Raw genomic sequence first — 13666 nt, 5'->3', positions numbered from 1 at the left:
GGCCTAGCCGGTACGCAGGCCGAGCGCGTCCGCCGCGGCGGCCAGGGCGCCGAGGTGCTCGTCGACCGAGCGCAGGCCCGCCTTCATGGTGGTGACGCCGAGGTGCGTGGCGCCGGAGTCCCGCCAGCGGCGGGCCGCCTCGGCCAGCTCCGCGGCGTCGCCCGTCCAGTGGACCCGGCCTTCCATGCCGAGGGTGGCCGGGTCGCGCCCGGCCTGCGTGGCGGCCTCCTCGACCATCGCCCTGGCCTCGTCCAGCTCGGGCCCCGGGGACAGCTGCGGGAACCACCCGTCGGCCAGGCGTCCGGCACGGCGGTAGGCCGGGGGTGACTGCCCGCCGAACCAGACGGGGATGGGCCGCCGCACCGGCAGCGGCGCCAAGCCCGCTCCTGTCACCCGGTGGAAGGCGCCGCCGAACGTGACCGACTGCTCGGTCCACAACCGGCGCATCAGACCGACCTGCTCCTCGATCCGCCTGCCCCGGGTGGTGAAGTCCTGGCCGAGCGCCTCGTACTCGACCTGGTTCCAGCCGAGCCCGACGCCCAGCCGCAACCGGCCGGCGCTGAGCAGGTCGACCTCCGCCGCCTGCTTGGCCACCAGCACCGTCTGCCGCTGGGGCAGGACGATGACGCCGGTGACGAGCTCCAGTGAGGTCAGCGCGGCGAGGTACCCGAACAGGACCATGGGCTCATGGAAGGTGCTGCGCACGTCATAGGGCCCCTGCCAGCCCTGGTGGACCGCCGGGTCGGCGCCGACCACGTGGTCGAAGGCCAGCACGTGCCGGAAACCCAGCTCCTCGACGGCCTGGCCGTAGGCGCGCACCGCACCCGCGTCCGCGCCGATCTCGTTCTGCGGGAAGACGACACCGATCCGCATACCTGGCTCCCGTCACGTCGGCTCCCGAGCATCATCGCGCGCCCCGGCGCCGATCCCCCGCGCGACGCTCCGGCGTTCGAGTAGCTGGACGACCGGCTGCTGATCTCTGGTGGCGGCGACCTTGATGCTCTATAAAGAGTAGTACTACTCGTTGTAGAGCTTGGGAGGCTCGCCGGTGCGGGTGATCGTGGTGGGCGCGGGGATCAGCGGGCTGGCCACGGCGCGGGGACTGACCGACGCCGGGCACGAGGTGGTGGTGCTGGAGCAGGCGGCCGCGCCGCGCCTCGGCGGCGGGGCCGTCACCCTGTGGTGCAACGGCACGGCGATCCTCGGCGACCTGGGCGTAAGCCTGGCGGGGGTGGGACAGCGGCTGACGACGTTGCGCCTGCGGACGGCCGCCGGGCATCAGGTGCTGGAGTTCGACCTGGAGGCGCTGGCGGATCGGTTCGGCTCCGAGGCGCGGGTGATCCCGCGCGGGTCGCTGATCACCCTCCTGGAGAGCGGCCTGCCGGAGGGCACCGTCCATTTCGGCGCCCATGTCGCGGCGCTGCGGGCCGACGGTGACGGCGTGCGCGTGCGGACGCGGTCAGGTCAGGAGTACGACGGCGACTTCCTGGTCGGGGCCGACGGCGTGCACTCGCAGGTGCGCGCCCTCGTCCTGGGCGATGGCCGGGCGGCCGTGCTGGGTGCGGCGATCTGGCAGGGACTCACGCCGGCCCCCTTCGATCCGGGGCCGGTCACGACGTTGATGATCGGCCGGCGGGGCGACTTCGGGTACATGGGCGCGGGTGACGGGCTCATGCAGTGGTTCTTCGACGTGCCGTGGTCGCCGGACGCGCCGCCGGTGGACAAGCCGCTGGAGATGCTGCGCCGGCGGTTCGCGGGATGGGCCGCGCCGGTCGAGCGGGTTCTGGCGTCGCTCGGGGACGGCGACGCCCAGCTGTTCCCGCACATCCGGCACAAGGTGCCGTGCCGCTGGGGCGCCGGGCGGTGCGTGCTGCTCGGGGACGCGGCGCACGGGATGCCGCCCGTCATGGCACAGGGCACGAACCAGGCACTCGAGGACGTGGCCACGCTCGTCGACTGCCTGGACTCCGTACCCGACCCGGCCGCGGTCGTCGGCGTCTACTCGGCCAGGCGGAGACGGCGGGCGGCGCTGGCCTCCACGATCGCCTCGCGCAGCCTCGCGGTGTCCGGACCGAGGACGTTGATGCAGAGCGAGTACGTCATGCGCATGAACGGCGCCGCACCGCCGCGCCTGGCCACCCAGGGGTTCGGACGCCTGCTGAGTACCCTCAGCGACCGGATCTGACCGGAGGCGACCGCATCGGTGGGGGCGGTCAGTCGTCGCAGACGAGCTCACCTTCCCAGGCCTCGCGGCCCTCCATGACGGCGAAGGCGGCGATGACGAATCCGGCGACCGCGTCGATCCAGGTCCAGCCGAAGGCGGCGTAGGCGAGCAGCCCGGCGAAGGTGGACACGCTCAGCCAGGCGCACAGCTTGGTCTCGGCGGCGTCGGCGATCACCAGGCGGGAGTTCATCTCCCGGCCGGCCTTGCGCTTGAGGTGGGCCAGGGCCGGCATGACCACGATGGAGACGCCGGTCAGCGCGATGCCGGCGATCGAGGTGTCGGGAGCCTCGCCGCCGATCAGGTCGCGTACGCCTTCGACGACGACGTACGCGGCCAGCGCGAAGAAGGTGATCGCGATGAACTTCAGGGCCCGCCGTTCCTTGGCCGGGTCAGGCTCGCCGCCGCGGATCTCGGCGCGCAGCCGGGTCAGCACCACCGCGGCGGCGGCCACCTCGATGCCCGAATCGATGCCGAACCCGATGAGCGAGACGGCCGAGGCGCCGATGCCGGCGGCGACGGCGATGACGCCCTCGACGAGGTTGTAGCCGATGGTGAAGCGGGCGTAGCCGACCGCGCGGTGCGCGGCGGGCCCGGTCACGGTGGGCAGCCCCGCACCGCTCACCTGCCCACCTCCGCCTCGGGACACAGCGCGACCGCGTGCCCGGTGGCGGCCAGCAGCTGCTCGGCCGACGCGAGGAGATCCATCAGTTCCGGGCGGGTGAGCGCGTAGAACGACTGGCGGCCCTCGGCGCGGTAGTCGATCAGCCCGCAGTCGCGCAGGCAGGCCAGGTGCTTGGACACCGTGGACTGGGCCAGCCCGAGCTCGCCGGTCAGGTCGACCACCCGCGCCTCACCGCGGGCCAGGCGCCGCACGATGCGCAGCCGGGTCTCATCGGCCAGCGAGTGGAACAGCGCCGCCGCGGGCGGCAGGCCCGCGGCGATGTCGGCGCTGACACACCGCCCGCCTCCACCAGTAATCGTCATATGGCGATGATAGCGCCATATACCGATGATCGTACGCCGGGATGACCTGACGGAGGTGAATCCTTTCGTGGCCCGCGCGCCTCTCATACGTGTCCGGCGACCTCGCCGGGCCACGAGATGATGGAGGTTCGTCATGACCCTGTGGATCGCCGCCGCGGTCGCCGCCCTGCTCATCGGCACCTGTAGCGTCGTGGTGCTGCGCAGGAGGGGGCGTGGACGTGGCTGACCCGACCTGGTCCGACGAGCGGCTGGTCGCCGCCGCGCGCGAGGGCGACGCCGAGTCGCTCGCCGCTCTGGTGACGAACGCGCACCCGCACGTGCGGCGGTTCGCCCGCACGCTGTGCGCCACGCCGGAGGACGCCGAGGACGCGGCCCAGGAGGCGCTGATCGTCCTCTACCGCAAGATCGGCACGTTGCGGGCGACCGGTGCGCTGGCCTCGTGGATGTTCCGCGTCATCCGCAACGAGTGCGTCCGGCGGGCCCGGCTCGCGTTACGGCCCGTCCCGCCCGCCGGAGAGAGCCTGATGCCGTCGGCCGAGGACGAGATGTTCCGGCGGCTGGAGGGCGCGCGGGTGGCGGCGGCGATCGCGGCGCTCCCCGCCGACCAGCGGCGGGTGCTCGTCATGCGCGACGTGCAGGGCTTGAGCGGCCGGATGGTGGCGAGCACGCTGGGGTTGAGCATGCCGGCGATGAAGTCGCGGCTGCATCGCGCCCGCGCGGTGGTCCACCGCCGGCTGTCCGAGCCCGTCGGGGACGGCGACGATGGCTGAGCAGCGCGGTTTCGCCAGTTCGTCCGTGCCCCGGCACCTGGCGCGCGGCGCGGCCGGTTTCGGCGCGCTGATCGCCTCGTTCGCGCTCATCCCGCTGGTGGGACCGGTCAGCCTGGTGCTGGCGCCGGTCGCGCTGCTGGCCTTCCGTGGCTGTCCCACCTGCTGGATGATCGGGCTCGTGCAGACGATCTCGATGGGACGGCTGCGGCGTACGTGCACGGACAGCGGGTGCGAGCTGACGGCGCGCGTCACAGGAGCCGGCGAGTGAGGGGCTGCCCGGTCCGGGTGATCAGCGCTCCGAGGGTCGCCAGGACGGGCAGCCCGACCGCCACTGCGATCAGGAAGGGCCACGGCATGGCGATCGTGGCGGGATCTCCGGCGCCGTACGTCGTCATCGGCCGGCTCAGGGCCACCCCCGTCACCGTGCCCGCGACCAGCCCCACCAGCGCGCCGAGCCCGGAGATGTAGAACGCCTGGCCGGCCACGACCACCCGCGACGTCCCGGGTGAGGCGCCGATGGCCGTCATCGTCGCCCGCTCGGGCCGCATGTCGGCGGCGGCCAGGCGGGTGGCGGCCAGCGTGCCGCCGACGACGAGGACGAGTGCGCCGGCGAGCCAGCCCCACAGGCCGGGGTCGGGGACGTTGCGATAGCCCTCCTCGGCGGCGACCGTGACGCGGGAGGTCACCTTGGCGAGATCGCGCCCCAGGGTCGAGTCGGCCGGCAGCCGGTGCATGGCGTACAGCTGGCGTTCGGCCGTCGAGAAGCCGGCCCGCTCGACCAGGGCGCGCGGCAGCAGGGCGCCGCCCTGGTGCTCGTCGGCGGAGGTGGCCAGCACCGCGGGCACGTCGAGCTTGCGCGGAGGGCCGGACGTGGAGCTCGCCCGCAGCGTGAGCTTGCCGTCCCGCAGCGCGGCCGGGTCGAACACCACGGCCTTGCCGCTCGCCAGCGCCGCGGCCGCCCCGGGGTCGTGGCGTCCTTGCAGGAGCCCGAGCAGGGCCTGGTCTCCGACGGCCACCGTACGACGCGTCTTCGTCCCGTTCCATCGCATCGTGTACCGCAACACGTAGCGGCGGCCCTGGGCGTCCTGCACCTGATAGCCGGCGGCCAGGGGCACGCCCGGCAACAGGCGGGCCGTTTCGGCGCGCAGCTTGGTCCAGGTCGCGTCGGCCATGGTGCCGCCCCAGATCGCCAGCGTGCCGGTCGGGCGCGCCGAGGTGTAGGCGTTCCGCCGGTCCATGTACTCGCTGTGGGCGCCGATGCCCACCGCCACGACCGTCGCCGTAACCGCCATGACGGCCGCCACGGCGCTCGCCGTACGGGAGCGGTGGCGGACGGCGTCACGGACGGACACCCGCAGCGGGAGCCGCAACCGCGCGGCCATCCGCCCGGTGTAACCGATCAGCCATGGTGTCAGCGCCACCAGCCCGAACAGGACCAGCACCGCCGAGGCGAGCACCCACACCGAGCCCGGCTGGCGCCGCGCCACCACGGTCGCCCCCAGTCCGGCCAGCACCAGGGCGACCCCCACCAGGGGCCATCCCCGCCGATCGGCCACCACCGGCGCGCGGCCGGCCAGCACCGCCGCGGTGTTCTGCCGAGCCGCCTGTACCGCAGGCACCAGCGCTGCCACGAGCCCGGTGAGCAGGCCCAGCGCCGCGACGCAGAGCACCGGCGTCCACGGTACGTCGGCCGGGCCGACCGCCGGACCCCAGCGCGCTCCGGCTCCCACTCCCCAGCGCGCCACGACGTGGGGGCCGATCGTCCCGGCCCCGAGGCCCAGCACCATCGCCACCAGGGTGGCCGCACCGCCGAGGACCAGCCCGTCGGCCAGCACGATCGCCCGCAGGTGCCGGGCCGAGCCGCCCTGCGCCGCGATCTCGGCCAGTTCGCGGCGCCGTCTCCGTAGCCCGACCGCGAAGGCGGGCCCGGCCAGCAGCACGGTCACCAGCACCACCATGATCACCATGGCGCCGAGCCCGACCATGCTCTGAACGTCGAAGGCCGGCCCACGAACCGGGGTGCGCAGCGGGTCCGTGAGCATGGCGCGGGAGGTGACGTGCAGACCGGCTCTGTTCAGCGTGGGCACGTCGGCCCAGGACACGGGCTTCGCGGTGTCGGCGAGCCATCCGGTGCCGTACTCGCCCTGGGAGAAGAACTCCTCCGGCTCCGCCAACGGGAGATCCGGGCCCACGACCTGCCGGAGCGACGGCAGGTGCGGGTGCTCGACCACGCCCACCACCGTCAGCGGCGCCGCGCCGGACGGCCGCAGGAGATCGCCGGGCCGCAGCCCGAGCGCGGGTGTCACCGCGACCTCGCGTGCGGCGGGGAACCTGCCCTCACGCAGCGTCAGCACTCCCTTGGTGAGGGGATCACGCAGATCGGTCTCCAACGCGTCGGCCCGCTCCGTGCCCAGCCGGAGCACGCCGGTGTTGAAGGGGATCAGCCGGGTGTCCGGTCCGAGCAGTGCGGTCACCTCGGCGGCGCCGAGCCTGGACACGGCCGCTTCGTCGCCGCCCGTGTGCCAGCTCCCCCCGTTCGGCTCCTGGCGGAGCACCGTGCCCTCTCGTGTCCGCACCAGGCGGGCGTCCGCGGTGCCGAGCGTGGCCACCTGCCCCTCCTGGGCAGTGACGTTCATGGTCTCGATGAAGGTGAGCATCGTTGTGATCACCAGGACGGGCAGGCCGATCATCACCATGATGAGCGCGCTTCGTCCCCGGGAACGCCACGCGTTCCGGCGGGCGATGCGCAGCGCGGCGAGCACGGCGCTCATCCGGCGCTCACCAGCGACGCGTCCGTGGAGTCGGTGATCAGCCCATCGCGGAGGAACACCACCCGATCGGCCCAGGCGGCGTAGCGCGGCTCGTGGGTGACCAGCAGGACCGCCGCGCCCGCGTCGCAGCGCGCCCGTAATATGCGCAGGATCTCGTCGCCGGCGCGCGTGTCGAGCGCGCCGGTCGGTTCGTCGGCCAGCAGCAGCCGCCGCTCGCCCACCAGGGCGCGGGCGATCGCGACCCGCTGGCGCTGGCCGCCGGACAGCTCGTCGGGGAACCGGTCGGCCAGGTCCGCCACGTCGATCTCCGCCAGCACGGCCATGGCCTGCTCGCGGGCCGGGCGGGACCGCACGCCGTCGAGCTCGCGCGGCAGCATGACGTTCTCCGCCGCCGTCAGCGACGTGATCAGGTTGAGGTCCTGGAAGACGTAGCCGACGCCGCGGCGGCGCAGCGCCGCCAGGTCGCGGACGGTGGCGAGGTCCTGCTCGCCGATGTGCACCGTCCCCGACGTCGGCCGGTCGAGCCCGCCCGCGAGGTTGAGCAGGGTCGACTTGCCGGACCCGGACGGGCCCATGACCGCGACCAGCTCTCCCGCGTCCACCTCGATGCTCACGCCCTTGAGAGCGTGTACGGCCGCCGCCCCTTCGCCATGCACCCTGGCCACCTCGGCCAGCCGTACGACCGTCATCTTTCCTCCTTGAGAACGGCCTCGCAGTGGTCCAGCCACCTTTGCTCGGCCTCGGCCTGGAAGATCATGGAGTCCAGCACGAGCCGCTGGGCCGCGCCCTCCGGGGCGGCTCTCTTGGCCTTGGTCAGCTGCTGCAGGGCGCGCATGGTCGCCGTGCGCTGCTTGCGGATGACCTCGGTGACGTCCACCTCCTTGGCGGCGACGGCCATGGCCAGCTTGATGACCAGCTCGTCCCGCGGCCGGTCGGACTGGACGACGGGGGTGCCGAACCAGCGCGCCATCTCCGCCCGGCCAGCCGTGGTGATCGTGTAGACGACCCGGCCCTGCTCGTCCGACTCCCCCGGCTCGACCAGGCCGTCGCGCTCCATGCGGGACAGCGTCGTGTAGACCTGGCCGATGTTGAGCGGCCAGGTCGCCCCTGTCGACGCCTCGAACTCCACCCGCAGCTGGTAGCCGTGTCTGGGTCCCGTGCTGAGCAGGGCGAGCAGGCCATGCCTGATGGACATGGATACTAAGTATGCATATTCAGTATGCCTTGTTCAAGAGGATCTCCGAACGGAGGCGGTCAGGCGGAGCCGTCGAGCGCGTCGGCGATGCGGTAGCCGACGCCGGGGGTGGTGGTGATGACGCGGGGATCGCCGAGTTTGCGGCGCAGCCGGCTGATGGTGACGGTGACCGTGTTGGTGAGCGGGTCGGCGTGCTCGTCCCAGACCTGTTCGAGGAGGTCCTCGGCGCTCAGGAAGGCGGGGGTGGCGAGCAGGAGGGCTTCCAGGAGGGCGAACTCCTTGACCGACAGGTCCAGGTGACGGCCGTCGCGGGTGGCGACGCGTCGTACGGGATCGAGCTCGACGCCGGCCGCGCGCAGGACGCGCGCGCGGGCGGCGGGCCGGCGACGGGCCAGCGCGCGGACGCGCAGCACGAGCTCGGGGAAGTGGAACGGTTTGGCGAGGTAGTCGTCTGCGCCCAGGGCCAGGCCGCTGACCCGGTCACCGGGGGCGCCGGCGGCGGTCAGCATCAGGACCATCGCCCGCTGGTCGTGCTCGGTGATCATCTGGCAGAGGGTGTCGCCGTGGATGCCCGGCAGGTCCCGGTCGAGGACGATCACGTCGTAGGGGTTGAGGTCGAGCTTGGCCGCCGCCTCCAGGCCATCGTGCGCCACGTCCACGGCCATCCCTTGGTCACGCAGCCCTTCGGCCAGCACGGCGGCCAGCGCCCGCGCGTCCTCCGCCACCAGCACCCTCATGCCCGGACCTCCGAAGGCGGCAGGGTGACGGTGGCTCGGAGGCCGCCCTCCGGCCGGGCGTACAGGTCCAGGGCGCCGCCGTGGGCGGTGGCGATGGCGGTGACGATCGACAGGCCCAGGCCGGAGCCGGTGTCGGAGCCGGTCCGGTCCGCCGCGAGCCGTTGGAACGGCTCGGCCAGCCGCGCCACCTGCGCCTGGTCCAGCACGCGCCCGCCGGTCTCCACGACGAGCGTCGCGCCGGACGTGACGGTGACCCTGATCCAGCCGTGCTCGTGGTTGTGCACGATGGCGTTGTCGATCACGTTGCCGACCATCCGGGACAGCAGGGTCGCGCTCCCCCGCGTCCAGGCATCGTCGAGATCGCCGTCGAGGTCGCCGCCGCGCAGGGTGAGGTCCTTGGCGGCGAGGTCGGCGGCCCTGGCGTCCAGGGCGGCCGACACCAGGCGGCCGAGCGAGACCTCCTGCCGGTCGACGAGGGCGCCGTGCTGGGCTCGGGCGAGGGTGAGGAAGCCGTCCAGGAGCCGGTCGATCTGGTCGAGCTCGGTGCGCAGCCGGTCGGCCAGCTCCAGGGTCTGTACGGGGACGGGGCCGGGCTTGGCAACGGCCACGTCGAGCGACGCCCGCATGGTGGCCAGCGGGGTGCGCAGTTCGTGGGAGGCGTCGGCGACGAACCGGCGTTGCGCGGCGAAGGCGCCCTCCAGCCGTCCGAGCAGGTCGTCGATGGTGTCGGCGAGGTCCTTCACCTCATCGGCGGGGCCCGGCACCGCCAGCCGCTCGTGCAGGTTGTCGGCGGAGATCCGGCGGGTGGCCGTGGTGATCGTCCGCAACGGGAGCAGCACCCGGCCCGCGATGAGATGGCCCAGCACGGGTGACAGCACGGCCACGACGGCGAGGGCGACCGCCGAGCCGATCAGGGTCTGGCGTGACTGGGCCTCCCGCGCCTCCGACAGCTGGGCGATGAGCTCCTGCGCGGCGGCGAGCGTGGGCCCGCCCGGGGCGTTCCCGACGGGCGCGGTCTCGCTGACCCGTGTCCCGCTCAGGCCGATGAGATCGCTGATGACCAGCAGCCCGACGGCGGACGCGAGGATCACGCCCGCGTACATGACGGTGAAGCGCCACCGTACGGTGGCCGGGCGTCGCGGCATCGGTCTCCCCCAAGAGTGCAGGAGTCCAGGATGCCGTGCCGGACCTAACAGCGGTGTGACAGCCTCCGTTCGGCCCGCGTAAGGGGCATGCGCGTACAACCGACCCATGCGAGCAACCATCGAAGTGTCCGGGCTGCGCAAGCGGTTCGGCCCGGCCCTGGCGCTGGACGGCATGTCCTTCACCGTCCGGCCGGGGCAGGTCACCGGGTTCGCCGGGCCCAACGGCGCGGGCAAGTCCACCACCATGCGGGTGATCCTCGGCCTGGACGCCGCCGACGAGGGGCACGCCCTGGTCGGCGGGAGGCCGTACACCGGCCTGCGCACGCCCCTGCGCCACGTCGGCGCGCTGCTGGACGCCGCCGCGCTGCAGCCGAGCCGCACCGCGCGCGACCACCTGCTGTGGCTGGCCCACTCCCAGAAACTGCCCGTCAGGCGGGTGGACGAGGTGATCGAGCAGGCCGGGCTGACCTCGGTGGCCCGCCGCAGGGCGGGCGGCTTCTCGCTCGGCATGCGGCAACGGCTGGGGATCGCCGCGGCGCTGCTCGGCGACCCGCCGGTGCTGATGCTGGACGAGCCGGTCAACGGGCTCGACCCGGAGGGCGTCGTGTGGATCCGGGGTCTCCTGCGCTCGCTGGCGGCGGAAGGCCGCACCGTGCTGGTCTCCAGTCACCTGATGAGCGAGCTGCAGGACACGGCCGACCATCTGGTGGTGATCGGGCGTGGCCGGGTCATCGCCGACACGAGCGTGGCCGAACTGATCGCCGCCGCCTCCGGCGGCAGGATCACGCTCCGCACGACGGCGCCGGAGCGCGCGAGGCCGGCGCTGGCCCACGCCGGCGGCGCCGTGTCCGTCACCGCGGTGGACACGCTCGTCGTCTCGGGGCTGCCGGCCGAGCGCGTCGTGGCCCTGCTCAACACGGGCGGGGTGCCGTTCTCCGAAGTGGCCGCCCAGCGCGCGACGCTGGAGGAGGCGTACCTGGAGCTCACCAGGGACGCCGCCGAGTTCCGTGGGGTGACGCGATGACGGTGCGCGCCGAGTGGACCAAGTTCAGGACGGTACGCGGCTGGGTGATCGCCATGGGCGCGGCGGCGCTGGTCATCGTGCTGCTCGGCCTGTCGTCCGCCTCGGGGAGTCACGCGTCGTGCGGCGCCGGTCCCGTCGAGAGCGCCTGTCCCGCGGCTCCCGTGGGGCCGGGCGGCGAAGCCGTGGACGACAAGTTCTTCTTCGTGCACCGGTCACTGGCCGGGAACGGGAGCATCACCGCCCGCCTGACCTCCATGTCCGGCCAGATCCGCAAGCCCGACGTCACCCCCGGCGTCCGGAACGTCGTGGCGGGACTCGTACCGTGGGCGAAGGCCGGAGTCATGGTCAAGGAGAGCACGAAGCAGGGGTCGGCGTACGCGGCGGTGCTGGTCACCGGGGCACACGGGACGCGGATGCAGCACGACTTCACCCACGACGTGGCCGGTCGTCCGGGCGGCGTGTCGCCGGACTCGCCGCGCTGGCTGCGGCTGACCCGCTCCGGCGACACCCTCGCCGGGTACGAGTCCGCCGACGGCGCGAGCTGGGCCGAGGTCGGCACCGCCCGGCTGACCGGGCTCCCGGCCACGGTCGAGATCGGGCTCTTCGCCGCCTCTCCCGGCGATCTGACGGTGACGCGGGGGGATCTCGGCGGGTCCGTCTCGGCGTCGCGCTTCACCGAGGCCACCGGCGTCTTCGACCGGGTCACCCTGGAGGGTGAGACGTCCGGCGGCTGGCGCGATGACGACATCGGCGCCACGAAGGGGCCCGACGGCTCGTTCCACCATCCGGGCCGGGCCGGCCGGTCCGGCGGCACGTTCAGCGTCACCGGGGTGGGCGACATCGCGCCGTCCATCGAGGGGCAGACCGTCGAGCGCACGCTTTCGGGGGTGCTGATCGGGCTGATCGTGGTGATCGTGGTCGCGGTCATGTTCATCACCGCCGAGTACCGGCGCGGGCTCATCCGCACCACGCTGCTCGCCGTCCCGGATCGCGGCCGGATGCTGGTGGCCAAGGCCGTCACGATCGCCGGGGTCACCTTCGCCGCCGGGCTCGCCGCCACCTCGACCACCCTCACGATCGGCACCCGGATCCTGCGCGCCAACGGCAACCAGATCCTTCCGGTGTCCCCGCTCACCGAGGCACGGGTGATCGTCGGCACGGCGGCTCTGCTCGCCGTCGCCGCGGTGCTCGCGCTCGCCCTCGGCACGCTGTTCCGGCGGGCCGTCGGCGCGGTCATCGCGGCGGTGCTGCTGATCGTGGTCCCGTACGTCCTCGCGACCACCTCCGTGCTGCCCGACACCGCGGCGCACTGGCTGCTGCGTGTCACTCCGGCCGCGGGCTTCGCGATCCAGCAGAGCATCCCGGAGTACGCCCACGTGCTCGGGCACTACGCGCCGATCGCCGGGTTCTACCCGCTGGCGCCGTGGGCCGGGTTCGCCGTGCTGTGCGGCTACGCGGCGCCGGCGCTCGGCCTGGCCGTCGTCCGGTTGCGCGGGCGGGACGCATGAGACGGCATCTGCACGCGGAATGGACGAAACTCCGCACCCTGCCGGGCACCGGCCCGCTCCTGCTCGCGCTGGTCGCGGTGACCGTCACCGTGAGCGTCGTGGCGGCCGCCGTGGTGTCCTGCGCCCCGGCCGGCTGCGGCCACGACCCCGCCAGGATCAGCCTCTTCGGGATCCAGGCGGGCCAGGCGGTCGTCGCCGTCCTGGCCGTGACGGCGATCAGCGGCGAGTTCGGCACCGGCATGATCCGCACGACCCTGGCGGCGATGCCGCACCGGATGGCCGTCCTGGCCGCGAAGGCCGTCCTCCTGGCCGGGCTGACGCTGGCGGCGGGCGGCGTCGCCGTGCTCGGGTCCGCGCTCGCCGGGCCGCGCGTCCTGCTCGGCAACGGCTTCCCCCCGCCGGCCTACGACGGGCCGATGGTGCGCGCCGCCTTCGGCTCGGTCCTCTACCTCGCGCTCGTCGCCCTGCTCAGCCTGGGGGTGGCCACCGCCGTACGGGATTCGGCGGCCGCCATCGGCGTCGTCCTCGGCCTGCTCTACCTTTTCCCGGCCGTCATTCTCATGATCCCCGACCCGGACCTCGCCGAGCTGCTGTGGCAGATCTCGCCGACGACCGCCGGGCTGTCCATCCAGGCGACCACCCGGCTGTCCGCTCTCCCCCTCGGCCCCTGGGCCGGCCTGGGCGTCCTGGCCGCCTGGGCCGCCGCGGCGCTCCTGACCGGCGGGCTGCTGCTGCGGGCACGCGACGCGTGACCCCGCCCGACGGTCGTCCGCGCCACGGCTCAGCGACACGTACGACCCGCCGTAGGTGTAGACGCCGGTCGCCGCGTTGACGTCGAGGTCCACCAGCGCGTCGGCCTTCGCGACCCGGTTGCGCTCCCACAGACCCGCGCCGGCCGCTAGATCGAACCTTTCGGCTCCGGGCGGTATCGAATGTGGTGACCAACGCTTTCTTCTGTGGAGTCGGCCGAGCCGGAGGCTGTTCGTGGACAACTTCGTCATCGCGATGATCGCGGCGAGTGCCGTACTCGCCGGGGGCGTCGCCTCCGTGGTCACGCGTCGTGATCTACGGGGTGGAGGCAGAGCGGTGGTTTCCCTGGCCTGCGCTCTCCTTGTGGGCGCCACCTGCCTGTTCATCCCCTATCTTCCTGTGGTCGCCTTCCTGGGGGTCGTGGTGGTCTATCTGATAGTGCGGCGGCTGTTCTCGGCCGGGTTCGCGCTCGTCGCCTCGGGGGTCCTTCTTCTCGGCGGGTGCTCGTTCTCCGTGCTGCTCATGATGGCCGCCCTGGAAAGGATGTGAGGTCGAGGC

The 13666-nt window shown here is 73.3% G+C and carries 15 protein-coding genes; 7 read left to right on the top strand and 8 right to left on the bottom strand.

Annotation, left to right across the window (positions count from 1 at the left end; all coding sequences use genetic code 11):
- Window positions 1–3: 3 nt before the first annotated feature.
- Window positions 4–873 carry an LLM class F420-dependent oxidoreductase gene (locus ACTMTF_RS07030; protein WP_441109777.1) on the bottom strand — a complete coding sequence of 290 codons (870 nt, stop codon included), beginning with the start codon at window positions 871–873 and terminating at the stop codon, window positions 4–6.
- Between the two features lie 175 nt (window positions 874–1048).
- Here ACTMTF_RS07030 and ACTMTF_RS07025 point away from each other — a divergent pair, with 175 nt between their 5' ends.
- Window positions 1049–2185, top strand: a complete 1137-nt coding sequence (locus ACTMTF_RS07025; protein ID WP_441109776.1) for an FAD-dependent oxidoreductase — start codon at window positions 1049–1051, stop codon at window positions 2183–2185.
- Window positions 2186–2213: 28 nt separating this feature from the next.
- Here ACTMTF_RS07025 and ACTMTF_RS07020 read toward each other — a convergent pair whose 3' ends face one another.
- Window positions 2214–2846 (bottom strand): cation transporter, encoded by a 633-nt coding sequence (locus tag ACTMTF_RS07020; protein WP_441109775.1) that lies wholly within the window; start codon window positions 2844–2846, stop codon window positions 2214–2216.
- Window positions 2843–3208: an ArsR/SmtB family transcription factor gene (locus ACTMTF_RS07015; RefSeq protein WP_441109774.1), complete on the bottom strand. Its 366-nt coding sequence runs from the start codon at window positions 3206–3208 to the stop codon at window positions 2843–2845. The genes ACTMTF_RS07020 and ACTMTF_RS07015 overlap by 4 nt, the downstream gene beginning before the upstream one ends.
- A gap of 212 nt (window positions 3209–3420) precedes the next feature.
- On the opposite strand from ACTMTF_RS07015, the gene ACTMTF_RS07010 reads away from it, so the two are divergent.
- Window positions 3421–3978, top strand: coding sequence for an RNA polymerase sigma factor (locus tag ACTMTF_RS07010; protein WP_441109773.1), 558 nt, complete (start codon window positions 3421–3423; stop codon window positions 3976–3978).
- Window positions 3971–4246, top strand: a complete 276-nt coding sequence (locus ACTMTF_RS07005; RefSeq protein WP_441109772.1) for a hypothetical protein — start codon at window positions 3971–3973, stop codon at window positions 4244–4246. The genes ACTMTF_RS07010 and ACTMTF_RS07005 overlap by 8 nt, the downstream gene beginning before the upstream one ends.
- On the opposite strand, the gene ACTMTF_RS07000 is transcribed toward ACTMTF_RS07005, so the two are convergent.
- The 5 genes from ACTMTF_RS07000 to ACTMTF_RS06980 are packed head-to-tail and all read right to left on the bottom strand — an operon-like array spanning window position 4227 to window position 9826.
- The gene (locus tag ACTMTF_RS07000; RefSeq protein ID WP_441109771.1) at window positions 4227–6749 is read right to left on the bottom strand and encodes an FtsX-like permease family protein; all 2523 of its coding nucleotides are present in this window, start codon (window positions 6747–6749) and stop codon (window positions 4227–4229) included. The genes ACTMTF_RS07005 and ACTMTF_RS07000 overlap by 20 nt on opposite strands.
- A complete protein-coding gene (locus ACTMTF_RS06995; RefSeq protein WP_441109770.1) occupies window positions 6746–7438 on the bottom strand; it encodes an ABC transporter ATP-binding protein in 693 nt (230 codons plus the stop codon). Before ACTMTF_RS06995 ends, ACTMTF_RS07000 begins: the two co-directional genes overlap by 4 nt.
- Complete coding sequence (locus ACTMTF_RS06990) at window positions 7435–7944, bottom strand: PadR family transcriptional regulator (protein WP_441109769.1); 510 nt, start codon at window positions 7942–7944, stop codon at window positions 7435–7437. Before ACTMTF_RS06990 ends, ACTMTF_RS06995 begins: the two co-directional genes overlap by 4 nt.
- A gap of 59 nt (window positions 7945–8003) precedes the next feature.
- A complete protein-coding gene (locus tag ACTMTF_RS06985) occupies window positions 8004–8681 on the bottom strand; it encodes a response regulator transcription factor (RefSeq protein ID WP_396999142.1) in 678 nt (225 codons plus the stop codon).
- Window positions 8678–9826 carry a sensor histidine kinase gene (locus tag ACTMTF_RS06980; protein WP_441109768.1) on the bottom strand — a complete coding sequence of 383 codons (1149 nt, stop codon included), beginning with the start codon at window positions 9824–9826 and terminating at the stop codon, window positions 8678–8680. Before ACTMTF_RS06980 ends, ACTMTF_RS06985 begins: the two co-directional genes overlap by 4 nt.
- Window positions 9827–9932: 106 nt before the next feature.
- Between ACTMTF_RS06980 and ACTMTF_RS06975 the strand changes: the two genes are divergently transcribed.
- From ACTMTF_RS06975 to ACTMTF_RS06960, 4 genes are all read left to right on the top strand, one after another.
- On the top strand, window positions 9933–10850 hold the full coding sequence (locus ACTMTF_RS06975) for an ABC transporter ATP-binding protein (RefSeq protein WP_441109767.1): 918 nt from the start codon (window positions 9933–9935) through the stop codon (window positions 10848–10850).
- Window positions 10847–12358 carry a hypothetical protein gene (locus tag ACTMTF_RS06970; protein WP_441109766.1) on the top strand — a complete coding sequence of 504 codons (1512 nt, stop codon included), beginning with the start codon at window positions 10847–10849 and terminating at the stop codon, window positions 12356–12358. Before ACTMTF_RS06975 ends, ACTMTF_RS06970 begins: the two co-directional genes overlap by 4 nt.
- Complete coding sequence (locus ACTMTF_RS06965) at window positions 12355–13110, top strand: ABC transporter permease (protein WP_441109765.1); 756 nt, start codon at window positions 12355–12357, stop codon at window positions 13108–13110. Before ACTMTF_RS06970 ends, ACTMTF_RS06965 begins: the two co-directional genes overlap by 4 nt.
- Window positions 13111–13342: 232 nt before the next feature.
- Window positions 13343–13657, top strand: coding sequence for a hypothetical protein (locus tag ACTMTF_RS06960; RefSeq protein ID WP_441109764.1), 315 nt, complete (start codon window positions 13343–13345; stop codon window positions 13655–13657).
- Window positions 13658–13666: the final 9 nt, after the last annotated feature.

Origin of the sequence: Nonomuraea sp. ZG12 (assembly GCF_052068115.1) — a bacterium.
Classification (GTDB): Bacteria; Actinomycetota; Actinomycetes; order Streptosporangiales; family Streptosporangiaceae; genus Nonomuraea.
Note: the sequence above shows the minus strand (reverse complement) of the source record. Positions and strands in the feature narration are given on the sequence as shown.

Excerpts from the sequence above, each read along its gene's own strand:
- ACTMTF_RS07015 (WP_441109774.1), bottom strand. The coding sequence starts at position 3,208 with ATGACGATTACTGGTGGAGGCGGGCGGTGTGTCAGCGCCGACATCGCC.
- ACTMTF_RS06990 (WP_441109769.1), bottom strand. The coding sequence starts at position 7,944 with ATGTCCATCAGGCATGGCCTGCTCGCCCTGCTCAGCACGGGACCCAGA.
- ACTMTF_RS07000 (WP_441109771.1), bottom strand. The coding sequence starts at position 6,749 with ATGAGCGCCGTGCTCGCCGCGCTGCGCATCGCCCGCCGGAACGCGTGG.
- ACTMTF_RS07005 (WP_441109772.1), top strand. The coding sequence starts at position 3,971 with ATGGCTGAGCAGCGCGGTTTCGCCAGTTCGTCCGTGCCCCGGCACCTG.
- ACTMTF_RS06980 (WP_441109768.1), bottom strand. The coding sequence starts at position 9,826 with ATGCCGCGACGCCCGGCCACCGTACGGTGGCGCTTCACCGTCATGTAC.
- ACTMTF_RS06970 (WP_441109766.1), top strand. The coding sequence starts at position 10,847 with ATGACGGTGCGCGCCGAGTGGACCAAGTTCAGGACGGTACGCGGCTGG.
- ACTMTF_RS07030 (WP_441109777.1), bottom strand. The coding sequence starts at position 873 with ATGCGGATCGGTGTCGTCTTCCCGCAGAACGAGATCGGCGCGGACGCG.
- ACTMTF_RS06975 (WP_441109767.1), top strand. The coding sequence starts at position 9,933 with ATGCGAGCAACCATCGAAGTGTCCGGGCTGCGCAAGCGGTTCGGCCCG.
- ACTMTF_RS06985 (WP_396999142.1), bottom strand. The coding sequence starts at position 8,681 with ATGAGGGTGCTGGTGGCGGAGGACGCGCGGGCGCTGGCCGCCGTGCTG.
- ACTMTF_RS06965 (WP_441109765.1), top strand. The coding sequence starts at position 12,355 with ATGAGACGGCATCTGCACGCGGAATGGACGAAACTCCGCACCCTGCCG.
- ACTMTF_RS06995 (WP_441109770.1), bottom strand. The coding sequence starts at position 7,438 with ATGACGGTCGTACGGCTGGCCGAGGTGGCCAGGGTGCATGGCGAAGGG.